Below are 25336 nucleotides of genomic sequence, written 5' to 3'. Positions count from 1 at the left end.
TAGCGGGAAGGAGAAAAAATGGCTGAGGCTTATATTTACGATCACGTGCGCACACCACGCGGACGTGGCAAGAAAGACGGTAGTCTGCATGAAGTGCCTGCCGTTCGTCTGGGCGCGAAGGTTCTGGAATCCTTGCGCGACCGCAACGGCATCGACACGGCAAAGGTCGATGACATCATTTTCGGCTGCGTCGATCCTGTCGGCGAAGCGGGGGCTGTCATTCCAAAATCTGCTGCCTTCGAGGCCGGTTATGATTTCAAGGCTCCCGGCATTCAGATTTCGCGCTTCTGCGCATCTGGTCTCGATGCCATCAATCTGGCTGCAGCCAAGGTTGCGTTCGGTGCCGACGATCTGGTGATTGCCGGTGGCGTTGAAAGCATGTCCCGCGTCGGCATGGGCATGTCGGGCGGTGCCTGGTACATGGATCCATCCGTTGGCTTTCCGGGCTTTTTTATGCCGCAGGGCGTGTCGGCTGATCTGATTGCCACGAAATACGGCTTTTCGCGTGATGATGTTGATGCCTATGCTGTCGAAAGCCAGAAGCGCGCTGCAAAATCGTGGGAAAAAGGTTATTTCAAAAATTCGGTCATTCCGATCAAGGATCAGAACGGCCTCACCATTCTTGACCATGATGAGCATATGCGTCCCGGCACTGATATGCAGGCGCTTGGCCAGCTCAACCCATCCTTTGTGATGCCGGGCGAAATGGGCGGCTTCAATGCTGTTGGCATTCAGGCACACCCGGAAGTAGAAACCATCAATCACGTTCACCATGCCGGTAATTCGTCTGGTATCGTTGATGGCGCAGCTGGTGTTCTTGTTGGCTCGAAAAAGGCCGGAAAAGCCTTTGACATCAAGCCGCGTGCGCGTATCCGTGCTTTTGCCAATATCGGCTCTGAACCAGCCCTTATGCTGACTGGCCCGGTTGATGTAACGGAAAAGCTTCTGAAGCAGGCCAAGATGAAGCTCTCGGACATCGATCTGTTCGAGTTGAACGAAGCCTTCGCTGCCGTGGTTCTGCGTTACATGCAGGCCTTTGACATTCCGCACGACAAGATCAACGTCAATGGCGGCGCGATTGCGCTTGGCCACCCGCTGGGTGCAACCGGCGCGATGATCCTTGGCACGGTGCTGGATGAATTGGAACGCCGCGACCTAAACACCGCGCTGGTCACTTTGTGCATCGGTGCTGGTATGGGTACGGCCACGATCATCGAGCGCGTGTAAAGGGAGGTTTAAACAATGGCTTACGTAAATTTCAAAGTTGAAACCGACACCGATGGCATCGCTCTCGTCACATGGGACATGCCCGAAAAGTCGATGAATGTTTTCACCGTCGAGGCGATGCAGGAACTGAACGCCATCATCGACGCGACGACTGCCGACGAAAAGGTCAAGGGCGTGGTCATCACGTCGGGCAAAGACACGTTCTCCGGCGGAGCAGACCTGACCATGCTCGAAGGCATGTTCAAGGAATTCCAGAAGCAAAAGGCAAAGGACAAGCAGGCTGCTGTCCAGTCACTGTTCGACAATGTAGGTCGTATGGGCGGACTGTTCCGCAAGCTGGAAACCTCGGGCAAGCCATGGGTTTCAGCCATCAATGGCACCTGCATGGGCGGCGCATTTGAAATGTCGCTCGCTTGTCATGCCCGTGTTGCATCCGACGCGCCGGGCGTGAAAATGGGTCTGCCGGAAGTGAAAGTCGGCCTGTTTCCGGGCGCTGGCGGTACGCAGCGTGTGCCACGCCTTGCCAACCAGCAGGACGCTTTGCAGATGATGACGACTGGCTCAAGCCTGACAGCGCAGCGCGCCAAGGCAATGGGTCTTGTTACTGAAGTCGCACCTGCCAAGAAGCTCGTTGAAACCGCCAAGAAGCTTATTAAGGGTGGTCTCAAGCCGGTTCAGCCATGGGATGAAAAAGGCTTCAAGCTGCCGGGCGGAGCTATTTATTCGGCTGCTGGTGCAAATCTCTGGCCTGCTGCAACCGCCATTCTGCGCCGTGAAACGTCGGGCAATTATCCGGCGGCACTCGCTATCCTGAAATCGGTATATGAAGGCCTTCTGGTTCCATTCGATACCGGCCTTAAGATCGAACAGCGCTACTTCACCGAAATTCTCCAGACGACCGAAGCGGGCATGATGATCCGTTCGCTGTTCGTATCGTTGCAGGAATTGAACAAGGGCGCGCGTCGTCCAGCCGATGAAAAGCCAACCAAGTTCAAGAAGATCGGCGTCATTGGTGCGGGCTTCATGGGCGCAGGTATCGCTTATGTGACGGCCAAAGCTGGCATTCCGGTGGTGCTGATCGATCGGGATCAGGAATCTGCCGATAAGGGCAAGGCCCATACGGCTGATCTTATCACCAAGGAAATGCAGAAGGGCCGCGCGACGGAAGCCGACAAGGAAAAGCTCCTGTCGCTCATCACTGCAACGCCTGACTATGCGCTGCTCGAAGGTACTGATCTGGTGATTGAAGCCGTGTTCGAGGACCGCGAAGTCAAGCGCGTGGCGACCGAAAAAGCTGAGGAAGTGCTGAAAACTTCTGCAGTCTTTGCGTCCAATACCTCGACCTTGCCAATCACTGGCCTTGCGAAAGTCTCCAAGCGTCCGAAGAATTTCATCGGCATCCACTTCTTCTCGCCAGTCGATAAGATGATGCTGGTGGAAGTGATTCTGGGCAAGAAGACGTCCGACAAGGCATTGGCCGTAGCCCTTGATTATGTTCGTGCGATCAAAAAGACGCCAATTGTCGTCAACGACACGCGCGGTTTCTACGTCAATCGCTGCGTGCTGCGTTATATGTCGGAAGCCTACAACATGCTCGTTGAAGGTGTTCCTGCTGCGATGATCGAAAATGCCGCCCGTATGGCCGGTATGCCGGTTGGCCCGCTTGCGCTCAACGACGAAACGGCAATTGATCTCTCGCAGAAAATCCTCAAGGCAACCCTTGCCGATCTTGGTGAAAAGGCCGTTGATCCGCGCCATGTCGAATTGGTTGACAGGCTCGTCAATGAGTTTGACCGTAAGGGCCGCAAGAACGGCAAGGGCTTCTACGAATACCCAGCCAAGCCTGCCAAGAAGCATCTCTGGGCCGGTTTGAAAGACCTCTATCCGCAGCAGAACCCGGATAAAATTGACGTGAAGGAACTGAAAGAGCGCTTCCTCGTGACGATTGCTCTGGAAGCTGCGCGCGTTATGGAAGAGGGCATTGTCACTGATCCGCGTGAAGCCGATGTCGGCTCCATTCTGGCCTTTGGTTTTGCACCTTATACTGGCGGCACACTGTCATATATCGACGGCATGGGAGCTAAGAAGTTCGTCAAGCTTGCCAAGGAGTTGCAGCGCAAATACGGCCAGCAGTTCAAGGCACCAAAGCTGCTTGCCGATATGGCAGAGAATGGCGAAAGCTTTTACCAGCGCTTCAATCCGTATAAAAGTGAAGCGAAGAAAGCCGCTTAACGTATAAATTTTGTCTGAAACGAGAAACGCGCGACATTCCAATGTTGCGCGTTTCGTCTATGTATAAGAAAATTTACCTGCAAAATCGCACATCTTGCGTCGTTTTAGGAATTCTGTTAAGTTTGCCACAATATATGTTAGGTAATTAGGTTTAAAATCCTCTTTCGTAGGTTTTGGCAATGTTTTCTCACGATAGCGTATGGGCTGCGATTGATGCCTTGGCAGAGCGCAGTTCTTTAAGTGCGTCCGGTCTTGCGCGTCGTGCAGGGCTTGATCCAACGACCTTTAACAAATCCAAGCGATATGCATCAGATGGTCGTGCGCGTTGGCCTTCAACAGAGTCACTTGCCAAGGTGATGGAAGCCACCGGGGCAACATTTGATGAATTTACCCGGCTCATTCGTGGTGAAAATTCGACGCCGAATTATGGTGAGTATTTGCAGGAACCAAGCGCAATTCCGCTGCTTGGCATGGCAGAAGCAGGTGGTGGCGGATATTTTGATGATGCCGGTTTCCCTGCAGGCCAGGGCTGGGATGTCGTGCAGTTTCCAGCGGCACCCAACGATCATGTCTATGCTCTGGAAGTTTCTGGTGACTCGATGTTGCCGCTCTATCGCGACGGCGATACGCTGGTGGTAGCACCCAATGCAGCGGTTCGCCGTGGTGACCGCGTCGTCGTTCGCACGAAAGAAGGAGAGGTAATGGCTAAAATATTGCATCGCCAGACACCACGTACGATCGAATTGCATTCGTTCAATCCTGAATTTCCGAACCGCGCTTTTGAAATGAAAGATGTTGAGTGGGTCGCACGCATTCTGTGGGCCAGCCAGTAATGACCAAGCCGCCTCGTAAGAGTAATGCACGGATTGTTTTCGGTAGTTTAGCCAGTCTTACTGGAGCCATCCTCGCCGCTGCATTCGTTGCACCGTTTTATGGCGCGCTGGATCGCCCGGTGACTGTTGTCGAAAGCGGCGACGGTGAAAGCAAAGTGGAAGCGGGTTCGGGCAATGGAATTGTCGTAGAGCAGTTTGACTATAACGAACCCGACAAAGATGCAGATAATCCTTTAGCGCCAGATGCTCCGGCTCCTGAAGCTGCACCAAACACTAATGAACAGAACTCTGCCAGTCAGAGTGGTCAAAGCGAACCAGGGCAGAGCGGGTTTGAGCGTGAGCCTGCGCGGCCACCTTTGAGTGATCTTGGCTTAGCCTCCGCGCCAAAGCCACCGGAGCCACCTGCTCCTGCCATCTCGGTGGACGAGGGTGAGCAAATGCAGCTTTTGCAGCGTCCTGTTGCAATTGCAGCAGGTCGGCTTGAAAGTCAGGGGCGTATTGTCGATTTGCAAGGCATAGAAGTTATGCCGGTTGAGCAATCCTGCCAGTCGTCATCGGGTGAAAATTGGCCATGCGGTATGCAGGCGCGCACAGCCTTTCGCCAATGGTTACGCGCACGGGCAATTATGTGCCGCCTGCCGAAGGATGACAGTGGTGCTGCTATTGCGACGCAATGCACTGTCGGCAATGACGATGCAGCGCAGTGGCTCGTTGCTAATGGTTGGGCGGAAGCTGTTGCGGGTGGTGCCTATCAGGAGGCTGGTGAAAAAGCAGAAGCCGGCAAACTTGGAATCTATGGAAATAAGCCTGAAACCGCGTTGCCGGAGTTTGGTAATGGGGTTGATCAGCCAATAATACAAGCGCCAGCGACGCCTGATCAACCGATACGACCACAGCAGCTTGATGGAGAATTCCCACCGGCGCCGCAAAACTAGATCGCGCCCTAAAACTGTGAAATGGTTTTCGGAAGGCGCGTGTTGGACATTGGAGGTCTTCTCCTTTGCTTAGCTTCAATTAGAATGGAAGATGATATAAATAAAAATGCCCTGCGCTGATTGGTCAACGCAGGGCATTTTTCGAATTCTTGGCCGGTTATGACAATGTGCCAGCAAGCGCCTTCTGAACAAGTGCGCGGGTTTCATCAATGCCATAGAGGGCAACAAAGGAACCAAAGCGTGGACCGCGTTCCTGACCGATCAGCACTTCATAAAGCATCTGGAAGAAGGAGACTGATACGCCGGGGCCGCCTTCAGGGCTCTTCTTAGTGTGGTCCTGATAGCGCTCGATTGCGCGGGCAACGTCCAGAATTGAGTTCTGAATGTCAGTGCCATCAGTACCTGCAGGCAGCGTCGCAAGCTTGGCATCAAGGCCTTCAAGTGCTGCGCGCTCCACATCGTCTGGGGCGCGGAACTGCTTGGTCGGTTTGACAAAATCATTGAAGTAGCGGATCGCATAGCCAACGAGCGCGTCAAGTTCCGGATTGTTTTCCGGCGTAACACCTGGCACATGGCGCGAGATAAAGCCCCAGAGAACGCTTGGGTTTTCTGCATTGGACGCGCTCACCAGATTGAGCATCAGCGCGAATGTAACCGGCAGTTCAACCTTTGGCGGGTTGCCGTAATGGATATGCCAGACCGGATTGTTCAGACGGTCTTTCCACTCCTGACGGTTATAAGCCGAAAGATAGGTGAAATATTCGTCCACCGCCTTCGGGATCACGTCGAAATAGAGCTTCTTCGCGGTCTTGGGCTTCTGGAAATTGTAAAGTGCAAGGCTTTCAGTTGGCGCATAGGCCAGCCATTCGTCAATCGCGATGCCATTGCCCTTTGATTTTGAAATCTTCTGGCCAAGCTGATCAAGGAAGAGTTCATAGACGAAATGCTCTGGCGCACGGCCACCAAGAATTTCACAGATGCGGTCGTAAATGCCCGCATTGGTCTGGTGATCCTTGCCGAACATTTCGAAATCAACGCCCAGCGCTGCCCAGCGCATGCCGAAATCCGGCTTCCATTGCAGCTTCACATTGCCGCCGGTGACGGGCAGCGTGGTTTCAACGCCGTCCTCATCGTCAAAAGTAATAGTGCCAGCCTTGGCATCCACACTCTTCATCGGCACGTAGAGCACGCGGCCAGACTTCGGTGAGATTGGCAGGAACGGGCTATAGGTCGCCTGACGCTCTTCACCGAGTGTAGGAAGCATCACTTTCATGATGTCGTCATAACGCTCGACAGCTTTTAGCAACACAGCATCGAACTTGCCCGACTTGTAATAGTCGGTCGCACTTGCGAATTCGTAATCGAACCCAAAGGTATCGAGGAAACGGCAGAGCATTGCGTTATTATGCTCGGCAAAGCTCTTGTATTCGCCGCCAAATGGGTTTGGTACGGCTGAAAGTGGCAATTGCAGATATGGCTCAAGGGCTGCCTTGTCCGGCACATTGTCGGGGATTTTGCGCATCCCGTCGAGATCGTCGGAGAAGCAGATCAGGCGCGTCTTGACCTTGTCTTCTGTCAGGATGCGGAACGCGTGGCGGACCATCGAGGTGCGCGCAACTTCGCCGAACGTGCCGATATGCGGCAGGCCCGATGGTCCATAGCCGGTTTCAAAGATCACCGTTTCAGGGAGACCGGTCTTCTCGTACCGCTTAAGGATTTTCCGCGCCTCTTCAAAGGGCCACGATTTCGCTTCCGCAGCCGCCGCGGTCAGTTCCGGGGTCAGCGTAATTTCGGGAAGACGGTGCGAAGTCATGATTTTATCCTGATGTCCTGTGAAGGGCTTTGTTTGATGAAATTTTTTGCACGGTTATGTACCATTGCTCTATGGCGCGGCGGAGCTTGGACGTCAATCTTTGCCACGATGATTACGTCCGAATTTCCTTGCGTAAACCTTACATGCTCCCTAATTTTCTTCAAAATTAGCCGAAACTATGATTCCGGTTGAACGATGCAGGAGCATTCGATGAAAAACATTTCACCTCAAGACGCACTCGTTTACATCATGGTGACGACTTCCGCCGCAGATACGTCGATGACCGATGCAGAGCTGGCCTCGATCAGCAATGTGGTGTCGCGCTTGCCGGTTTTTCAGGGCTTTGATGCCGCGCGATTGCCTAAGCTCGCCAGTGATTGTCTGGAAATGCTTTCTTATGACGATGGCCTGGAACGTATTCTTGACCTCGCACATGATGCCTTGCCGGAAAAGCTCTACGACACGGCTTACGCGCTCGCTGTTGAAGTGGCGGCGGCTGACCTTCATGTCGAGCAGGAAGAACTCGAATTTTTGCAGATGTTGCGTGATCGCTGGACGCTGGATGAGTTGACTGTGGCAGCAATTGAACGCAGCGCGCGTGTGCGTTTCCGCAAGCTTTGAATTAAAGAGTAGATTGGAAACGGGCGGGTTCAATCCCGCCCGCGGCATCAGTTATTTTGTCTTAGTAGACGGCAGGGACCCGTCGTGCCTTGCGCCATTCAAGTGCTGTCCGCATAAGATGGGCAGCTTCGGCAAATGTAGCGCTGTCTTTCCAGCGTTCGGCATGAATAAGGTTTGACGGAACGATATCCCTCAACGCTTCGAGCGTATGACGCGGGACAATATCAGTACAATTCCATAGTCGCCGGAAAACCACGCTGATGCGCGTGATCTTTCCATTGATTGCGACGACCGGCTCCGCTGTTTCCAAATTCCAGTCTTCGTAGGCATCAATTGCGTTCTGAAATGCGTGATGCAAATAGATCGGTGCATGACCGTTATGAAGTGGGGGCAGCAAACTAGACATTTCTGTTTCCTCTCTTCCAATATGATTAGCTTCAGGCACTTACGGAAACTGCAATACAAGACTCCGCAAATGCGGTTAAAAGAGCCGTAAAAGCTCGCCATGTACGTGCCGTATCGAATATCTCCTCACGAAATACGACAACACATAATTAACCATGATCTATGCAAGGGAAGTGTTTGGCAAGAAGGAAATTTCTTTAATAAGGCCGGAAGGAGAAAATCAGTTCCGCTGCATTGGGTTCAGAAATCATCCGCATGCATTTTGTGCAATATGCGGTGAATGATCGGCGCAAACATAATGCTGAAGCCCGCCAGGAAAAAAATATTGGCGTAAAGGCCATATATTCCAGCGAACATTTTGCCTGCCGTGCTTGCAGGAACACTGATCAACCCAAAACCACTGAGAATGAAGGTTGAATGCAGTATTGCATCTTCAAGTCCCAGACCTTCAAAAATAATAAAGCCAATCGCACCGAACGCCACTGAGATAAGCATGACCACTATCACATAAAAAACATGTTTCATCATTCGTTCAACGAAACGGCTATGGCTTATTGGCGGAGTGGTACGCTTCTCGTACATTATATAACATCTTTCATGTCAAAAGCTGTGAATGTTTTTTTATTTCAAGATGTAAGCAAGTTCTCTTAATCAGTCTAATACTGTTCCGCCTAAATCTTTTATATTCTGCAAGACGTCGCTCGTCATCGGCTCATGCTCTTCGCATGCATTTGGAGTGGCAAGCTTCATCATTGCCGGCTGAACGTAGTTGCTAATGTAAACGTCCATAGTCAGATTCATGTGGCTTGCCACGGCTTGTGCCGTTCCGCCGATCAGTGCCGCATCACCTTTTGTGACATCGTTGATTTCACAGTTTGAACCAACGAGATTGGCCAAAGCGAGCTCATGCAAAGATTTTTCACTCGAGAGTGCAGCAACAGCCGAAGCTGGCGGTGTCTGAATTGTTGATGTAACCTGCGAATAGACTGGCGAAGTGTTCAAGAGCATTGCACCGAAAGCGAAGCTGATTTTCTGTTGTATGTGTTTGTCTATAACAATCATGAAAAATCACTTTCTTTGAGCAGCGCTGGGCTATGTATTGCATGGCGGAAATTGCCCGTGCGGATGTTTAAGCCTTTTTGCAAAGTCTATGTATTAAGGCAATCTCTGTTCTCCGTTTTCACAGCGCGTGACCTTGATGGCGTTAGGAAAAGGGATGCTTTTCAAGCGAAATTGTTTCATGTTTCATTTTGGTTGAGACGCGCATCATTTTAAGCAGTTTCAAATTTTACTGAAATGAAGAGATCGTCATTGGTGGTGGACAAAGACACAGTTTTGGGTGGCGTTGTTTCGGTCGGACTGCATGGTGCCGTGCTCGCGCTTCTATTGATCACCTTTCCGGTGTCAACGCATTCTGTCCAGCCGGAAGATGTAAAGGTCGAACTCGTTCCGCCACCACCCTTGGCACCGGCTGAGAAACAGCCGGATAAGTCGGATGATGCTGCCAGAGCCGCATCTGAACAGAAGGCTTTTGAAACTGCTGCAAACGAAGAGAAAGAAAACACCAAGATTGAGCCTGCCAAGCCATCCGACCAAGAGGGCAAAGAAGCACCTCAACCGACGCAAGGTGAAACCGAGCCTAATCAGAATAAATCATCTGCCACTGATCCAATTCTCAGCACTGAAAAATCGTCTGTGAGTGTAGCCAATTTGGCGAAGCAAGAAGTGCAGATGACCAAAGCCAGGAAAATTTATTCGAAGGACGCGCTTTCAAACCCACATGTCAAACAGGCTTTGGGAAAGCTTTCTCCTAAGGATCGGGTCATTCAAGTTTGCGGAATAGAGGCATTGGAGCAAATCCGGCATAATCGGCCTGATATTATTCCCGATATGATGGCACGCACAGGTGGGACGCTGACAGAGACGCGTTTGAAGATGTCGGATGGTGCCTTCAGAAGTCATGCAAAGTGGTACGACCTTGATTTCAATTGCGAAGTTAATCCAAAAGACATGGCGGTTTCGTCGTTTCAATATGCGATTGGTGACCCTATCCCTAAGAAGGATTGGTCGCGCAGAGAGCTACCGGTAGATTAGCCTTACGGAAAGAGAAACAAGTTTCGATATTTATTGCCACTGTGACAGGATTTACCCTGCAATTCCGTTAGCGCCGTTGTAGACAAAGGAAACGGAATTTCGGAGGCAGGGATATGGCTCGGTTTGTTGCTTCACGCAGGGCATTTCTGATTGGTTCGACATCGCTTGCGGCTTTGCCGCTGTTGCCCCACTGGGCGCGGGCTGAAGATGTGCCGCAAAAAGGTGGGCGACTGATCGTGGCCGCAGATTCCGAGCCACGCAATCTCAATCCGGCCATTGTCGCTTCCAACGGCGTTTTCTTCGTGGCGAGCAAGGTAATCGAGCCTTTGGCTGAAGCTTCCTTCGACGGTGAATACGGCCTGGAGCCGCGCCTTGCAACCAGCTGGGAAGGCTCTGATGACGGTCTGACTGCAACCTTCCGCCTGCGTGATGGCGTCAAATGGCATGACGGTAAGCCCTTTACATCCGCAGACGTTGCGTTTTCGGCGGTGCAGGTCTGGAAACCGCTGCAAAATCTTGGCCGCGTGGTGTTCAAGGCGCTCGAGAAGGTCGAAACGCCGGATGAGCATACGGCAGTTTTCCACTTCAGCGAACCAACACCGTTTCAGCTTATTCGCAATGAGTTGCCAGCGCTGACCGCAGTGCTGCCGAAGCATGTGTTTGAGGGCACGGATATTGCCGCCAACCCTGCCAATGAGAAGCTGATTGGCACTGGCCCATTCAAATATGCCGAGCACAAAACCGGGGAATATTATCGCCTTGTGAAAAATGATGATTATTGGGGCGAGGGCGAGCCTTATCTCGATGAAGTCATCTATCGGGTGCTGCCGGATCGGGCTGCGGCTGCGGGTGCGCTTGAGGCTGAGGAAATTGACCTTGCTGCGTTTTCCGCCGTGCCTCTGGCAGATCTCGACCGCATTTCGAAAGTGCCGGGGATCAATGTCATTTCCAAGGGCTATGAGGCGCTGACCTATCAGCTGGTCGTTGAAATCAATCATCGCCGCAAGGAATTGTCTGACCTCAAAGTTCGTCAGGCAATCGCTCATGCGATTGATCGCGATTTCGTCGTAAAGACCATTTTCCTGGGCTTTGCCAAGCCTTCGACTGGGCCGGTTCCCCAATATGATAGCCAGTTTTATACGGGCGATGTCGCCGCTTATCCTTTCGATGTGGCGAAGGCCAATGCGCTCTTGGATGAGGCGGGTTATAAGCGCGGCAAGGACGGCACGCGCTTTGCACTAAAGCTGCTGCCAGCCCCATATTTCAACGAAACCAGGCAGTTTGGTGATTATCTGCGGCAGGCGCTGGCGGAAATCGGCATTGATGCGCGTATCGTCAATAATGATTCAGCGGCACATCAAAAGGCAGTCTACACGGATCATGATTTTGATCTCGCTATCGCACCGGCCGTCTATCGTGGCGACCCGGCTATTTCGACGACCATTCTGGTGGAAAGCGGGATTGCAGCAGGCGTTCCGTTCTCCAATCAGGGCGGTTATGCCAATGAGGAACTGGACGCGCTCATTGACAAGGCTGCACATGAAATTGACGAGGAAAAGCGTATCGCGCTTTATCATCAATTCCAGCAACTGGTCGAAGCTGATCTGCCGCTCATCAATGTAGCGGAATGGGGCTTTATCACGGTTGCCAATGAGCGCGTAAAAAATGTTTCCAACAATCCACGTTGGGCAGTTTCCAACTGGGCAGACGTGTTTGTTGCACAGTGACGAAATATTGTGACGAAGCGTTGCTTTGATTGTACGTTCACGACGTGGCGCAGATTCTGACCCTTTTCAGGAAACGACTGATCAGCAGCATGATTGTGCTGCTAATTGTTATTGTTGGCTGTTTTTTGATGTTGGAATTGGCCCCCGGTGATGCGGTCGATGCCTATGCGGTAAGCTTTGGCGGTGATGCGAGTGCCATTGCTGAGATGCGTGCTCGCTGGGGGCTGGACCAATCCGTTTGGCACAGGTTGACTGCCTATCTTGCCGCACTTTTGCAGGGCAATCTTGGTTGGTCGGTCAGTTTCAACCGCCCCATTCTCGATGTTATTCTTGAGCGCCTTCCCAATACGCTTTTGCTGATGGGTGCTGCGACGGCACTGTCATTCGCGGTTGGGTCGGCGCTGGGGATTGTTGCAGGCGCAAGACCGGGAAGCTTTCGCGATCGTTTCCTGTCGGTTGCCTCACTTATTCTCTATGCCATTCCCGGTTTCTGGTTGGCGCTTGTGCTTGTCATCCTGTTCTCAATCCGGCTGCGCTGGTTGCCTTCAAGCGGTATTGAGACCATTGCTTCGGGCAAAGAGGGGCTTGCGCGCGGACTGGATATAGCTCGCCACCTCGTGCTGCCAGTTGTATCGCTAGGGCTGATTTATCTGGCCCTTTATCTGCGTGTGATGCGTGCTTCCATGGCTGATATCTGGCGGATGGATTTTGTCCGTGCATTAAAAGCGAGAGGCATATCAGGTCCGCGTATCGTACTTCGCCATGTGGCGCGTAACGCGCTCTCACCACTTGTCACCATGCTTGGGTTGCAAGCCGCCTCTATGCTGGGCGGCAGTGTGGTGATTGAAAGCGTCTTTGCAGTTCCCGGCCTTGGAAGGCTCGCACAGGAGGCGGTTGCAAGCCGCGATACGCCTTTGCTGCTGGGTGTTATTTTAACCAGCGCCATTATGGTGATCGTGGTCAATTTCGTCGTCGATCTTCTTTATCTCTGGCTTGATCCGCGCATAACTGCGGGAAAGGCCCTGCGATGAGTGGGATGAGACGTTACTTCGGATCGGGCGAGGGCATTGCAGGTGCGATTATTCTGCTCGCGCTGATGGCATCAGCTCTTCTCGCAACGCTACTGTTTCCCGGCGATCAGCTGCGTATTGTTGCAACGCCGATGCTTGCGCCGTTCGACAATGCATCCTTTCCGCTCGGAACAGACCGGCTCGGTCGTGATGTGCTGGCCGAACTTTTCCATGCAAGCCGCACATCGCTGGTCGTGGGGCTGGCGGCAGCCGCTGCATCTATTTTGATTGGCAGCATTGTCGGTACACTGTCAGGTTTCGCCGGTGGTCTGGTCGATGAACTGCTGATGCGCATCACAGAAGCTTTTCAGACTGTGCCGGGCTTTTTGCTGGCGCTGGCGCTGGTTAGTATCGCGGGGCCTTCGTTGTCGGTGCTGGTGGCTGCAATTGCGCTTTCAAGCTGGACGCAGGCTGCACGTCTGACGCGCGGGCAAATGCTGTCAATCCGTGAGCGCGATTACGTGGCGTCAGCCCACGTTATCGGTATGCACCCGCTTGAAATTGCGTTCCGGCAAATCCTGCCCAATGCCTTGCCGCCGGTTTTGGCTCTTGTGCCGGTAATTGTTGCCTCCGCAATTCTGATTGAAGCAGCACTGTCATTTCTGGGACTAGGTGATCCCAATCGCGTGACATGGGGCGGCATGATTGCTGAAGGGCGCACGGTTTTACGCTCTGCACCGTGGTTGTCAATTCTGCCCGGGCTTGCGCTGGCTTTGACTGTCGTCGGCGTCTATCTCGCAGGCGAAGGCATCACACAGGCTGCATCGCGGCGCGAGGTGCAGGCATGAGCGTGGTCGCCCATATTGAAAATCTTAGCGTGCGCTATGGCAGCGATACAGCGCTCAAAAATCTTGACCTCGATATAGAGGCCGGTGAAACGCTTGCCATTATCGGTGAAAGCGGTTCCGGAAAAAGTACATTGGCGTTGGCTCTTGCTGGCCTGCTGCCAGCCAATGCCCGCGTTTCAGGCGCGATTGAGTGGCCGAATGGAAAACCAAAGCTGGGCTACGATGTGGGCTTTGTGTTTCAGGATCCGGCTTCAAGTTTTGACCCCTTGATGCGTGTTGGTGCGCAACTCGTCGAGACAATCCGTGCCCACGAAAACATTGATCGTCATGCGGCAAAAGATAAGGCGCTCAAGCTCTTAGCGCGTGTTCAGATAGCCGAGCCGGAACAGAGTTTTTCGCGCTATCCGCATCAGTTTTCCGGTGGGCAGAAACAGCGTATCGCCATTGCACTTGCCATCGCAGCAAACCCCGTTCTGTTGATTGCTGACGAGCCAACCAGTGCGCTAGATACCATTGTGCAACGCGAAATCGTGGCACTCCTGCGCGCCTTGGTTCAGGCTGATGGCATGACGCTAATCTTCATCACACATGATATTGCGCTGGCTTCCAATCTGGCGGATCGTATTGCCGTGTTCCGTCATGGCGAACTGGTGGAGAGCGGTCCGGCGCGTGCGATCATCGCAAACCCAAAAAGTGACTATACAAAAGCGCTGATTGCAGCCGTTCCCGTGCTGGAACCTCAACATGGATAGAGTTTTGTTGCAGGCAACTGATCTGACCGTGCGTTATGGCGAGAAGCTTGCGCTGGATCATGTAAATCTTGAGATTGCAGCAGGTGAAACGCTGGCGCTGGTCGGGCCTTCCGGCAGCGGTAAATCTACACTGGCACGCGCACTTCTAAGGCTGCATGTACTTCAATCGGGTTCGATTCAGTTCGAGAATGAGAACTGGCTTGCGCTCAAAGGCAGCGCGTTGAGAAAGCGCCGCGCTCGGATGCAGATGGTGTTTCAAGACCCGCTTTCGGCATTCAATCCACGCGCAACGGTGCATGATCTGCTCAGCGAACCCCTGCGCATTCATGGTATAAAGCGCGATATTTCTGAGCTTCTGCAAAAGGTTGGCCTTGATCCCGCGTTTTGCAAACGCGGGGTGCATGAGATTTCCGGTGGCCAGCGTCAGCGGGTGGCAATTGCACGGGCCTTTGCAACAAGCCCATCGCTCATCGTTCTGGATGAAGCGGTGTCGGCGCTCGATGTGACGGTGCGTGGCTCAATTCTAAAACTGTTGCAGGAAATACAGAAGGCCGAAGGCACGGCCTATCTCTTCATCACGCATGATCTGGCGGTTGCTGCACAAATGGCCGATCGGATTGCTGTGATGGAGCGCGGGCGAATTGTTGAATGTCGCCCCGCGGGAGAGTTGATTGCGGCACCGCAAGCACCTGTTACAAAGGCGCTGATTGAAGCGGTGCCGAAAATATTGACTTAGGCTTTACCCAGCTCAACCGAACGCTTGCGTGCCGCATCGACAGCTTCGGCCACCAAATTCTTGAGACGATCTTCGCCCATCAGAACTTCGAGTGCTGCTGCAGTTGTGCCGTTCGGGCTTGTAACCTGTTCCCGCAGCTTGGTTGGGCTGTCACTGCTGGCCGCTGCCAGCGCTCCTGCGCCCATGACAGTCTGCATAGCAAGGAGCGCTGCCGTTTCACGCGGCAGTCCAGCGGTTACGCCAGCATCGGTGAGCGCTTCGATAAAGTGGAACACATAAGCAGGACCAGAACCGGAAATCGCCGTCACAGCATCCATCTGCGCTTCGTCAGTAATGCTTGCGACTTTGCCGGATGTCTTGAGCAAGCTTTTTACGAAAGCGGCATCGTCGTCACTCACATTGGCATTTTTGTAGGTAACAAGCATTCCCTTGCCAATGGCAGCAGGCGTGTTTGGCATGCAGCGCATAATCTTTGCATCGCTACCCAAATTCTGCTCAAAAAACGAAACTGGAATACCTGCAGCGACGCTGACAAAGGTCGCATTCGGTGCAAAGCGCTTATAGACAGGCAACACATCGCCCATAACCTGTGGTTTGACGGCAATCAACACCATGCGTGGGTTAAGGTCATCGGGCAGTGAATCCGCACTTGAACAGGCATTGACGCCAGCAAGCGCTGCCCGTGTTTGCAGCGCTTCAGATGGCTCAACCACATGCACATTCTCGGCTTGTAATATGCCGCTGTCGAGCCAACCCTTGAGCATGGCGAAGCCCATATTGCCGCAACCGACGAGAATGACTGTATCTTGCATGAGAATGTTCCGCCTTTATTGGATTAGTGCGTGTACCGAAAACTTTAAAACGCCTTTCGGAGAAGATACGCTTTGAAACAATTATTTAGAGCGCTGATCTGAATCAATCAGCTCGAAACACGCTCTAATGCCATTTCGGTATAGCCGCCATAGGCTCTGTTTCGCAAGTTTGATTAGCAAAATCTATTGGATCGCAATCAACCAGATTTTATAATTTGCGTAGTTTATTGATTACTTACATTTATGCGCCAAGATGCTTTTAATAAAGTATCAGGAGGGAAACAATGGACCCGTCGCTAACAACCGGCGTGCCGCCCGCGGAAGCTTTCACGCATGTCCGCATCATCATCGGGATCATACTTGGCCTTAGCGTTTCACGCCTTTTGACTGGGCTCGCGCGCTTTATTCAGCATCCCGGAAAACAGAATATCTATCCGGTGCATATTGCATGGGTGGCTTTTATTCTATTGTCGGTTATCCATTTCTGGTGGTTTGAATTTAACCTCCGCACGATCCATCTTTGGACCTTTGAAATCTACTTCTTCGTACTTTTCTATGCAGGGCTTTATTTCCTTCTCTGCACTTTGCTGTTTCCTGACAGCATGGGAGAATATACCGGCTATCGTGACTATTTCATCTCGCGGCGAAAATGGTTCTTCGGTATCTTGGCTCTACTCTATATAGCTGATGTTGTTGATACTTTGCTTAAGGGTATGGACCATTATTATCTCTACGGCTTCGAATATCCCGTTCGTATCGCATTGTTGATTGCGGCCAGCCTTGTGGCAATATTCACGGAAAACCGGCGTTATCACGCGGTGTTCGTTTCAGTCGCGCTGCTCTATGAAATAGGCTTCACACTCCGACATTTTGCGACTTTATCCTGAAACTTGCCGCTTAGAGATTGTCATCTTCAGTGATGACGCTTATTGGCATGTTTTTAGAACAAAGACGGTGTATCCCAAGGCATCGTCTGTTTAGATCGGAGCATTCAATATGGCCCAATTGATCGATGGCAAGAAGCTCGCCGAGGACGTGGTTTCCACGGTGAAGCGTGAGACAGAAAAGCTCGTGGCTGCGACCGGCGTTGTCCCCGGCATCGCGGTGGTTATTGTCGGTGAAGACCCAGCCAGTCAGGTCTATGTTGCCTCTAAAGGAAAGAAAGCCAAAGAATGCGGTTTCGTTTCTGTTCAGCACGATTTGGCAGAAGATGCATCCGAGCAGGAACTTCTCGTTTTGATCGATTGCCTCAACAACGATCCGGCTATTCACGGTATTCTGGTGCAGCTGCCACTACCAAAGCACATCGATTCAGGTCGTGTGATCCAGACGATCTCGCCGGAAAAAGACGTCGACGGCTTTCATTTCATTAATGTTGGTAAGCTTGGCACTGGTGAAGTCGATACGGCTTTCGTTCCCTGTACGCCAGCTGGTGCGATGATTATGATTGAGCGTGTTCATGGCCGTGATCTGTCCGGCCTTAATGCTGTTGTGATTGGTCGTTCCAATATCGTTGGTAAGCCGATGTTCAATCTTCTGCTCGCGGCCAATGCAACAGTCACTGTCGCGCATAGTCGTACGAAAGACTTGCCAGCAATTGCCCGCACAGCTGATATTCTGGTTGCGGCTGTTGGTCGTCCGCAGATGGTCAAGGCTGATTGGATCAAGCCGGGTGCGACAGTGATCGACGTCGGTATCAATCGCATTCCTGCGCCTGAAAAGGGCGAAGGCAAGACGCGTCTGGTTGGCGATGTCGACTTTGCGGACGCGGAAAAAATGGCTGGAGCCATTACGCCGGTTCCGGGTGGTGTGGGCCCGATGACCATTGCAATGCTGATGGCGAACACTTTAACGGCTGCTTGTCGCAGTGCTGACTTCGAAAAGCCGGTATTTTGACACAATTTAAAGGCGTTTTTCGCGCCTTTTTGTGCATTTTTTGATAGTTTGAGAGGCAAAACGGTACAAAACCGCTTTGCCTTATTTTTAACACATCGTATTTCAGAAGACTGAAGCACCTTCATCAGCGCGTCCCGCGATGTTGCGGAAAGCGCGGAAAAGCTCGCGGCCCATGCCGTGTTCATTGGCTGAAAGATCGGGGCGCTGCTCGATGCGTTCATCAAGAAGCGCATCGCTGATCAGCACGTCGAGAGTTCCGTTCACGGCATCAAGACGTACAATATCGCCAGTGTGAATTTTCCCAATTGCGCCACCGTCGAGTGCTTCCGGCGTCACATGGATGGCAGACGGAACTTTGCCAGATGCGCCGGAAAGCCGACCATCGGTGACAAGTGCCACACGCTGTCCACGATCCTGCAAAATACCAAGCACTGTCATGAGCTTATGCAGTTCAGGCATGCCATTGGCTTTCGGCCCCTGATAACGAACCACTGCGATAAAATCGCCGTTCAAATCGCCAGCCTTGAAGGCTGCCTGCAATTCGGCCTGATCGTTAAAGACTTTGGCGGGAGCTTCAATGACATGACGATCCGGCTTCACGGCAGAAACCTTGATGATTGCATTGCCTATATTGCCGGTCAAAACCTTGATGCCGCCGCTTGGCTGGAAGGGCGAGCCGATCTTCGCCAGAACCTTATCGTCTCCGCTCTTTTCAGGAACCGGCTCGCGAATAACCGAGCCATTTTGCCCGAGCTTTGGCTCAATCGCATAAGGGCGCAGGCCTTCACCCCAAACGGTGCGAACATCTTCGTGCAAAATGCCACCATCGAGCAATTCGCGGATCAAAAAGCCCATGCCGCCCGCAGCATGGAAATGGTTCACATCGGCAAGACCGTTTGGATAAACGCGCGCCAGCAAAGGCACAACGTCTGATATCTCCGAAATGTCTTGCCACGTCAGTTTGATACCGGCGGCGGCTGCCATTGCAATCAGATGGATCGTGTGGTTGGTCGAGCCGCCGGTGGCGTTTAAGCCAATGATTCCATTGACGAAAGACCGCTCGTCGAGCATCTCGCCAACTGGTGTATATTCATTGCCGCAAGCGGTAATCGCCAGCGCGCGTTTGGCCGCTTCACGGGTGAGGGCATCACGCAAAGGTGTGCCGGGATTAATGAAGGATGAGCCCGGAATGTGCAGACCCATGATCTCCATCAGCATCTGATTGGAGTTGGCCGTGCCATAGAAAGTGCAGGTGCCGGGGCCGTGATAGGATTTTGACTCCGATTCCAGCAATTCGGCACGACCAACCTTGCCTTCTGCATAAAGCTGACGGGTCTTTGCCTTCTCGTCATTCGGTAGACCGCTCGTCATTGGCCCTGCCGGAATGAAGACCGCTGGCAAGTGTCCGAAGGTGAGGGCGCCGACGATCAGCCCCGGTACGATTTTGTCACAAACGCCAAGATAAACCGCTGCATCGAACATATCATGCGACAGGCCGACAGCGGTTGCCATGGCAATGACTTCGCGCGAGAACAGGGAGAGTTCCATCCCCGCAAAACCTTGAGTGACGCCATCGCACATTGCAGGCACACCGCCCGCAACCTGTGCCACGCCACCCGCTTCGCGCGCAGCTGCGCGGATTATTTCGGGATAGGTTTCAAATGGCTGATGGGCCGAAAGCATATCGTTGTAAGCAGTGATAATGCCAAGATTTGGCACGACGTCGGCGGTGAGGGCCGACTTGTCATTGGGGCCGCAGGCTGCAAAACCATGTGCGAGATTGGCGCATCCAAGGATCGAGCGATGCGGCTTACGGGAAGCCGCTTCTCGCACGCGTCCGATGTAGGCTTCGCGGGTCGGCTTCGAGCGCTCAACGATACGTTCGGTGATGGCCTTTATTCGGGTATGCGCAGTTTGCGTCGTCATGGGTATCACCTGTGAGATAATGTCAGGCTTGCCTGTGGCTAATTATAAAACCCACAGTCCCAAACGCAAACTGCTGCGTTGGATGGGACTGTTAGCTCGTCCAGTAGAGTTGTATCGGCTTACGCGCGTGACGGAACACGGCGCGAACCGGCATTTCTTTTTCGTCGTCGCTGGAGAGTGCTTTCTCAAGCGTTGCCTGCTTGGCAGCGCCCTCAATATGCAGAACCAGCATGTCTGCTTCCACCAGCAAGGGCAGAGTCAGTGTCAGACGCTTTTCGCCTGCGCCTTCTGCATGAATGGGCAGAACGACAGCTTTGGTCTTGGGGTCGATTGCCTGATCAAGACGATCAGCATTTGGGAAGAACGAAGCCGTATGGCCATCATTGCCCATACCAAGAACAACAACGTCGAACGGGCGATGCAGGGCATCGATCCGGCTTGCAGCAGCGAGAGCTGCCGTTTCTACAGTTGCAGCCGGATTATAAAGGCCCACAAATTTTGCAACGCCTGCATGGTCGCGCAAAAGATGATCGCGCACCAGCTTCTCATTGGAACGCTCATTGGTAGGCGCCACAAAGCGTTCATCGACAAGCGTGATGGTCACGAGCGTCCAGTCGATCATTTTGCGCGACAGGATATCGAACAGCTTGAGCGGCGTAGTCCCACCGGAAACAGCAATCGTTGCGTGTCCCCGCTCAGCAATAGCGCTCGAGAGCTTGTCCGCAATTGCTTCAGAAAGCGACTGCGCCAGTTCTGTTCCGCTTGTAAAATCATGCCGTTCGATGCTCATGCCGTACCTTTCAACTCAGTCCAGAGCGAGCACTTTATAGAGTTATGCGTGCTCGCTCTTATTTTGTGGCACAAAGACTGATCCGGGAAAGTCTGTCAACGTTCCCGGCATGTGCTTTATCAGCTTTCGTGCCAGGTCCGACCGTCACGCTCGATCAGAGCGATTGAGGACGACGGACCCCATGTGCCCGAGGTGTAGCCCTGAACCTGCTGGTTGTTGACATCCCACCCCTTGAGGATTGGATCAACCCAGCGCCATGCTGCTTCTACTTCGTCGCGACGCATGAACAGCGTCTGATTGCCGCGCACGACGTCCATGATCAGACGTTCATAAGCATCCGGGTTACGTTCGTTAAACGACTCGGCGAAGCTCATGTCGAGTGGGACGTGACGCAGACGCATACCGCCCGGACCCGGATCCTTGATCATTAGCCACTGCTTCACACCTTCGTCAGGCTGCAAGCGGATGACGAGCTGGTTGGCGACGACCTTGCCAGCATTTTCGCCGAAGATCGAATGCGGGATCGGCTTGAAGGTGACGACGATTTCGGAAACGCGCGATGCAAGGCGCTTGCCTGTACGCATATAGAATGGAACACCAGCCCAGCGCCAGTTGTCGATTTCGGCCTTTAGGGCAACGAAAGTTTCCGTATTGCTGTCGTCGCTGCCGAGATCTTCAAGGTAGCCCTTAACCGGGCCACCTGCAGATGCACCCGCGCGATACTGACCGCGAACCGTGACGTCTTCCACATTGGCCGTGGTGATAGGCTTCAATGAACGCAGCACCTTGACCTTTTCATCATGTACGGCGTCGGCTTCGAGCGACGAAGGCGGCTCCATGGCAACGAGGCAGAGAAGCTGCAGAATATGGTTCTGCACCATATCGCGCAGTGCGCCAGCGGTGTTGTAATAGCCCGCACGACCTTCAAGGCCGACCGATTCCGCGACCGTAATCTGCACATGGTCGATATGTGCAGAGTTCCACAGTGGCTCATAAAGCGCATTGGCAAAGCGCAAGGCCATCAGATTCTGAACCGTTTCCTTGCCGAGATAATGGTCGATACGGAAAATCTGGTCTTCGCGGAAAACACTACCGATGGTGTCGTTCAGCGCGTTGGCAGATTCAAGATCACGGCCAATTGGCTTTTCTACAATGATACGCGTGTCGCGCGTGATAAGACCGTGCGACTTGAGGCGGTTTGCGATATCACCAAACAGCGTCGGGCTTACGGCGAGATAGAATGCGCGAATCTTTTCAGGCTTCTTGCCGATGGCATCTTTCAAAGCTGCCCAGCCGTCTTCTGACTTGGCATCGACTGCAACATAGGTGAGGCGAGCAATGAAAGTCTCGACTTCCTTCGCGTCAATTTCGGCAGGCTTTACGTGTTCGTTTATCGCATCACGCGCAAACTTGCGATATTCTTCATCGGTCATCGCACTGCGCGATGCGCCGATAATGCGCGTTGGCTCACTGAGCTGACCCGCACGCTGACGCTGATACAGCGCAGGAATCAGTTTGCGTTCGGCAAGATCGCCGGAGCCACCAAAGACGATGCAATCGAAGGGCTCTACCGGTATTATCTGGCTGGTCATATATCGCTCTCTTCCAATTCTGGCGCAAATCACTCTGCTCATAGCAGATTGCGATTTTCGCGCATCCTCTGTCTATAATCTAATCGATTTAAATTCAACTCTCCAATGTTAAATTCCCATAAATGTTATCAATTGCGGATGGCATAGCATTTCAAATAACTGCAAATGCACAGATGACATGCTCAACATAGAGCCTTATTTAGGCATGAACACAGCTAAGCTGAACGAAGTTTTACTGATTTGACGCGGATTATATCTCTCATCCGCAAAAGGAGAATGACATGAAGAGGCTGCAAGACAAGGTTGCGATTATCACAGGCGCTGGATCAGGTTTCGGCTCCGCTATAGCGCGCCGCTTTGCAGCAGAGGGTGCGAAAGTCGTGTTGGCTGATGTGAATGTGAAGCGTCTTGAAGACGAGTTGGCTGATATTGGCGAAAATGCTTTGTCCGTGCAGGCTGATGTGTCACGCAAGGACGATATGGAGCGGCTGGCACGCGCTGCTTTCGACAAGTTCGGTCGTATCGACATCATGGTCAACAATGCCGGTTTCACGCATCGCAACATGCCTTTGACGGACGTGGATGAGCATAATTTCGATCTCATCAATGCGGTCAACATGAAGGCTATTTATTATTCAACTCTGCTGGTTGCGCCGATCATGGAGCATCAGGGCAGTGGCGTGATCATCAATACGGCATCAGCCATGGCGAACCGTCCGCGCAAGGGACTCACATGGTTTGCAGCCTCTAAGGGCTGGGTTGTCAGTGCCACCAAGGCCATGGCGCTGGAGCTGGCTGACAAAAATATCCGCGTCAATTGTATCTGCCCCGCTGAAAGCGACAGCGAGGCATTGGGATTGTTCTTGGCAGAAGATACCCCAAAGGCGCGTGAAGGTCTGAAAGCCACCATTCCGCTTGGCCGTTTCTCCAAACCGGAAGATGTGGCGGAAGCCGCAGTTTTCCTTGCTTCCGACGCGTCTTCGATGGTGACTGGAACCGCGCTCGGTGTTGATGGCGGGTATTCGATTTAGTGCTGGCTTTGGGTGGCGCGTTTCAGCGTCACCCAATTATACAAAGCACCAGCTGCAATGAGTATACTGGTTCCTATAAAGACTGATGGCATACCCATACGTCCACCGACAAAGCCACCTGCAACCGGACCAGCAACCTGACCGACATATTGCGCAGAAACAGAAAGCCCAAGCACGCTGCCCGCAACGCGGTCAGGCACATTGTGCCGGATGACGCTGCTGATGCAGGGCAGCAAGCCGCCGAGTGCCAGTCCCATCAGGAAGCGCAGACCGATGAGTTGCCAGGCTTCGGTGACGAAAGCCTGCGGGATTAGCAGGATTGCGGCAATCGCCAAAGCGCCAGTGATAACGCGGGTATGGCCGATGCGATCTGCCAATCTTCCGAGACGCGAGGCCGACAGGATGCTGCCCAGTGCGGCCGCAGCCATAACTACTCCCGAAATTATCGTCACCTTGGCCTGATCGTCGACCAATTGCATCACATAAACGGTGATGATCGGCTCTATCGACATATTGGCGAACATCAGCAACATGCCGGTCGCAAGCATCGCAATGACGGGTCTGCGGTCGGGAACTGCTGCCCAAATAGACTGCTCCTTTTGTTCTTTGTTTCGCTTTGGTCGTTTGCGATCTTCGCGGATCAGAAATGTTGTTGCAAGGAAGGTCAGGAAGATCACGCTGCCCGCCAGCCAGAAGGTCGCGCGGATACCAATGAGCGGTGGAAGCGCGCCACCCAGTAGAGGGCCAGCCAGATTGCCTGCCATGATGCCGGCAGAAAGTGCGCCGAGCGCCCAGCCCGTCTTGTTCTTTGGCGTCTGGGTTGCAACCAGAATCATTGAACCCGATGAGTAGCCACCAGCAATGCCGACGAACAGACGGAGTGCCACCAGCTGCCAGATATCTGTCACCATGCCCATCAGCGACATCGCAATCGCCATGCCAAGGCTGGCGCGGATCAGCATCAGCTTACGGCCATAAAGGTCGCCGAGCTTGCCCCAGAAAGGAGCGACAATTGCGGCTGCGAGAAAGGTTGTGCCATAAGCGATACCGGACCATTGCACGATAGCAGCCTCGCTGGCGACGCCGAGCTGGGCCACATAAAGTGGAAGGAATGGCAGCAGCAGCGACATGGCAACAAGCGTGGTGAACGAACCGATCAGGCAGATGAAAAGATTCTGCTTCCAGCAGCGCTCGTGGGTTTCGTCTGCTTCGGTCGTGGCCTTGCCGCCGCTTGTGGCGTGCTGGGTGCTCATGCTGTGTTCCGTGTTTATATGCGTGATTGCATTGTATTCCATTTTGGGATACCAAAACGGAATACACACATGCGCCTGTCCCGAGCGCTTGTCAATCAGTCACGCGCGAGAATTATTGAGGGTCCTATGTCACAGATGCGTCAAGTCGAAGAGCAGCTTCGCGATATGATCCTTGGGCTTGAGCTGGGGCCGGGCGAGCGGCTGACCGAACGAGCGATTGAAGCGCAGTTTAATGCTTCGCGTACGCCGATCCGGGCAGCGCTTTTGCGTCTTGAGGCGGAAGGGCTTGTCGGGCGGGAAGGGCGCGGCTGGACCGTGTCACCGATCAATCTCGCGGAGATTGAACAGATTGGTGTCTATCGCGAGGCGTTGGAAATTGCCGCTTTGAAAGTCACCTGCGCACTTGAAGATCGCATTGGTGTCGAGACAATCGCTGAAATGCTCGACAGTTGCGATGCCACAAGCACGCGCGAGGAATGGCATCGTGTGGGCATGGATTTTCACATCGAACTCGCACGACTTTCCGGCAATGAATTTTTGAGCCGTGGTGTTCGCGATGCTATGCAGCGACTATCGCGGGCGCGTTGGCTTGAAGTGCGTGATACGGACGCGCTTGCGCGGGCATGGCAACAGCATCACGCAATTCTGGATGCAGTGCGGGACGGCGATGCGCCGCAAGCGATAGCTCTGATGACAGCGCATCTTGGAGGAAGCCGGTCGCGCCTGATCGATAATTTGCGCGAGGACCGGCGCGGTTTGAAAGCGCGTGGTTTTGCGGTGGTTAGCGGTTAAAGCATTTCCAG

The 25336-nt window shown here is 53.1% G+C and carries 24 protein-coding genes; 15 read left to right on the top strand and 9 right to left on the bottom strand.

The annotated features are described in order from the left end of the window. Positions 1–18 precede the first annotated feature (18 nt). The 4 genes from RI570_RS16800 to RI570_RS16785 all read left to right on the top strand — a co-directional run bounded on the left by RI570_RS16800 (position 19) and on the right by RI570_RS16785 (position 5227). A complete protein-coding gene (locus RI570_RS16800) occupies positions 19–1227 on the top strand; it encodes an acetyl-CoA C-acetyltransferase (RefSeq protein ID WP_313829771.1) in 1209 nt (402 codons plus the stop codon). A 15-nt stretch (positions 1228–1242) separates the two neighbouring features. Beyond that, entirely contained in the window at positions 1243–3459 is a 2217-nt protein-coding gene (locus RI570_RS16795) for a 3-hydroxyacyl-CoA dehydrogenase NAD-binding domain-containing protein (RefSeq protein ID WP_313829770.1), read from the top strand. A gap of 179 nt (positions 3460–3638) precedes the next feature. After that, a complete protein-coding gene (locus RI570_RS16790; protein ID WP_313829768.1) occupies positions 3639–4292 on the top strand; it encodes a helix-turn-helix transcriptional regulator in 654 nt (217 codons plus the stop codon). After that, positions 4292–5227, top strand: a complete 936-nt coding sequence (locus RI570_RS16785) for a thermonuclease family protein (RefSeq protein ID WP_313829767.1) — start codon at positions 4292–4294, stop codon at positions 5225–5227. The genes RI570_RS16790 and RI570_RS16785 overlap by 1 nt, the downstream gene beginning before the upstream one ends. A gap of 157 nt (positions 5228–5384) precedes the next feature. Here the strand turns inward: RI570_RS16785 and RI570_RS16780 are convergent, their stop codons facing one another. Further along, entirely contained in the window at positions 5385–7040 is a 1656-nt protein-coding gene (locus tag RI570_RS16780) for a lysine--tRNA ligase (protein WP_313829766.1), read from the bottom strand. A 210-nt stretch (positions 7041–7250) separates the two neighbouring features. Between RI570_RS16780 and RI570_RS16775 the strand changes: the two genes are divergently transcribed. Further along, a complete protein-coding gene (locus tag RI570_RS16775) occupies positions 7251–7661 on the top strand; it encodes a tellurite resistance TerB family protein (protein WP_313829765.1) in 411 nt (136 codons plus the stop codon). A gap of 61 nt (positions 7662–7722) precedes the next feature. Here the strand turns inward: RI570_RS16775 and RI570_RS16770 are convergent, their stop codons facing one another. From RI570_RS16770 to RI570_RS16760, 3 genes are all read right to left on the bottom strand, one after another. Continuing rightward, on the bottom strand, positions 7723–8067 hold the full coding sequence (locus tag RI570_RS16770) for a hypothetical protein (RefSeq protein ID WP_313829764.1): 345 nt from the start codon (positions 8065–8067) through the stop codon (positions 7723–7725). A 239-nt stretch (positions 8068–8306) separates the two neighbouring features. Continuing rightward, complete coding sequence (locus RI570_RS16765) at positions 8307–8648, bottom strand: hypothetical protein (RefSeq protein WP_313829763.1); 342 nt, start codon at positions 8646–8648, stop codon at positions 8307–8309. Between the two features lie 69 nt (positions 8649–8717). After that, positions 8718–9068: a hypothetical protein gene (locus RI570_RS16760; protein ID WP_313829762.1), complete on the bottom strand. Its 351-nt coding sequence runs from the start codon at positions 9066–9068 to the stop codon at positions 8718–8720. Between the two features lie 312 nt (positions 9069–9380). Between RI570_RS16760 and RI570_RS16755 the strand changes: the two genes are divergently transcribed. The 6 genes from RI570_RS16755 (at position 9381) to RI570_RS16730 (ending at position 15233) form a co-directional block, all read left to right on the top strand. Continuing rightward, positions 9381–10160: a DUF930 domain-containing protein gene (locus tag RI570_RS16755; RefSeq protein ID WP_313829760.1), complete on the top strand. Its 780-nt coding sequence runs from the start codon at positions 9381–9383 to the stop codon at positions 10158–10160. Positions 10161–10273: 113 nt separating this feature from the next. Further along, a complete protein-coding gene (locus RI570_RS16750; protein ID WP_313829758.1) occupies positions 10274–11887 on the top strand; it encodes an ABC transporter substrate-binding protein in 1614 nt (537 codons plus the stop codon). Positions 11888–11916: 29 nt separating this feature from the next. Next, positions 11917–12918: an ABC transporter permease gene (locus RI570_RS16745; RefSeq protein ID WP_313829757.1), complete on the top strand. Its 1002-nt coding sequence runs from the start codon at positions 11917–11919 to the stop codon at positions 12916–12918. Continuing rightward, positions 12915–13745 carry an ABC transporter permease gene (locus RI570_RS16740; RefSeq protein ID WP_313829756.1) on the top strand — a complete coding sequence of 277 codons (831 nt, stop codon included), beginning with the start codon at positions 12915–12917 and terminating at the stop codon, positions 13743–13745. The genes RI570_RS16745 and RI570_RS16740 overlap by 4 nt, the downstream gene beginning before the upstream one ends. Next, positions 13742–14497, top strand: coding sequence for an ABC transporter ATP-binding protein (locus tag RI570_RS16735; RefSeq protein WP_313829754.1), 756 nt, complete (start codon positions 13742–13744; stop codon positions 14495–14497). The genes RI570_RS16740 and RI570_RS16735 overlap by 4 nt, the downstream gene beginning before the upstream one ends. After that, on the top strand, positions 14490–15233 hold the full coding sequence (locus tag RI570_RS16730; protein ID WP_313829753.1) for an ABC transporter ATP-binding protein: 744 nt from the start codon (positions 14490–14492) through the stop codon (positions 15231–15233). The genes RI570_RS16735 and RI570_RS16730 overlap by 8 nt, the downstream gene beginning before the upstream one ends. Here the strand turns inward: RI570_RS16730 and proC are convergent. Continuing rightward, positions 15230–16045, bottom strand: coding sequence for a pyrroline-5-carboxylate reductase (proC, locus tag RI570_RS16725; RefSeq protein ID WP_313829751.1), 816 nt, complete (start codon positions 16043–16045; stop codon positions 15230–15232). The genes RI570_RS16730 and proC overlap by 4 nt on opposite strands. A 284-nt stretch (positions 16046–16329) precedes the next feature. Here proC and RI570_RS16720 point away from each other — a divergent pair, with 284 nt between their 5' ends. Further along, entirely contained in the window at positions 16330–16932 is a 603-nt protein-coding gene (locus RI570_RS16720) for a hypothetical protein (protein ID WP_313829750.1), read from the top strand. Between the two features lie 109 nt (positions 16933–17041). After that, positions 17042–17941, top strand: coding sequence for a bifunctional methylenetetrahydrofolate dehydrogenase/methenyltetrahydrofolate cyclohydrolase FolD (gene folD, locus RI570_RS16715; RefSeq protein ID WP_313829749.1), 900 nt, complete (start codon positions 17042–17044; stop codon positions 17939–17941). Positions 17942–18043: 102 nt separating this feature from the next. Here folD and edd read toward each other — a convergent pair whose 3' ends face one another. The 3 genes from edd to zwf all read right to left on the bottom strand — a co-directional run bounded on the left by edd (position 18044) and on the right by zwf (position 22249). Further along, on the bottom strand, positions 18044–19867 hold the full coding sequence (edd, locus tag RI570_RS16710; protein WP_313829748.1) for a phosphogluconate dehydratase: 1824 nt from the start codon (positions 19865–19867) through the stop codon (positions 18044–18046). A gap of 91 nt (positions 19868–19958) precedes the next feature. Beyond that, positions 19959–20657 carry a 6-phosphogluconolactonase gene (pgl, locus tag RI570_RS16705; protein WP_313829747.1) on the bottom strand — a complete coding sequence of 233 codons (699 nt, stop codon included), beginning with the start codon at positions 20655–20657 and terminating at the stop codon, positions 19959–19961. A 119-nt stretch (positions 20658–20776) separates the two neighbouring features. Beyond that, positions 20777–22249: a glucose-6-phosphate dehydrogenase gene (zwf, locus tag RI570_RS16700; RefSeq protein WP_313829746.1), complete on the bottom strand. Its 1473-nt coding sequence runs from the start codon at positions 22247–22249 to the stop codon at positions 20777–20779. Between the two features lie 281 nt (positions 22250–22530). Here zwf and RI570_RS16695 point away from each other — a divergent pair, with 281 nt between their 5' ends. Further along, positions 22531–23280 carry a glucose 1-dehydrogenase gene (locus tag RI570_RS16695; protein ID WP_313829745.1) on the top strand — a complete coding sequence of 250 codons (750 nt, stop codon included), beginning with the start codon at positions 22531–22533 and terminating at the stop codon, positions 23278–23280. Here the strand turns inward: RI570_RS16695 and RI570_RS16690 are convergent. Continuing rightward, positions 23277–24533 carry a multidrug efflux MFS transporter gene (locus RI570_RS16690; protein ID WP_313829744.1) on the bottom strand — a complete coding sequence of 419 codons (1257 nt, stop codon included), beginning with the start codon at positions 24531–24533 and terminating at the stop codon, positions 23277–23279. The two genes, RI570_RS16695 and RI570_RS16690, sit on opposite strands and share 4 nt — an antisense overlap. Positions 24534–24659: 126 nt before the next feature. Between RI570_RS16690 and RI570_RS16685 the strand changes: the two genes are divergently transcribed. Beyond that, positions 24660–25325: a GntR family transcriptional regulator gene (locus tag RI570_RS16685; RefSeq protein WP_313829743.1), complete on the top strand. Its 666-nt coding sequence runs from the start codon at positions 24660–24662 to the stop codon at positions 25323–25325. The last annotated feature ends 11 nt before the right edge of the window (positions 25326–25336 follow it).

The organism is Brucella pseudogrignonensis (assembly GCF_032190615.1).
Classification (GTDB): Bacteria; Pseudomonadota; Alphaproteobacteria; order Rhizobiales; family Rhizobiaceae; genus Brucella; species Brucella pseudogrignonensis_B.
The sequence above is the reverse complement of the archived record's forward strand: the minus strand, read 5'-3'. Positions and strand labels throughout refer to the sequence as shown.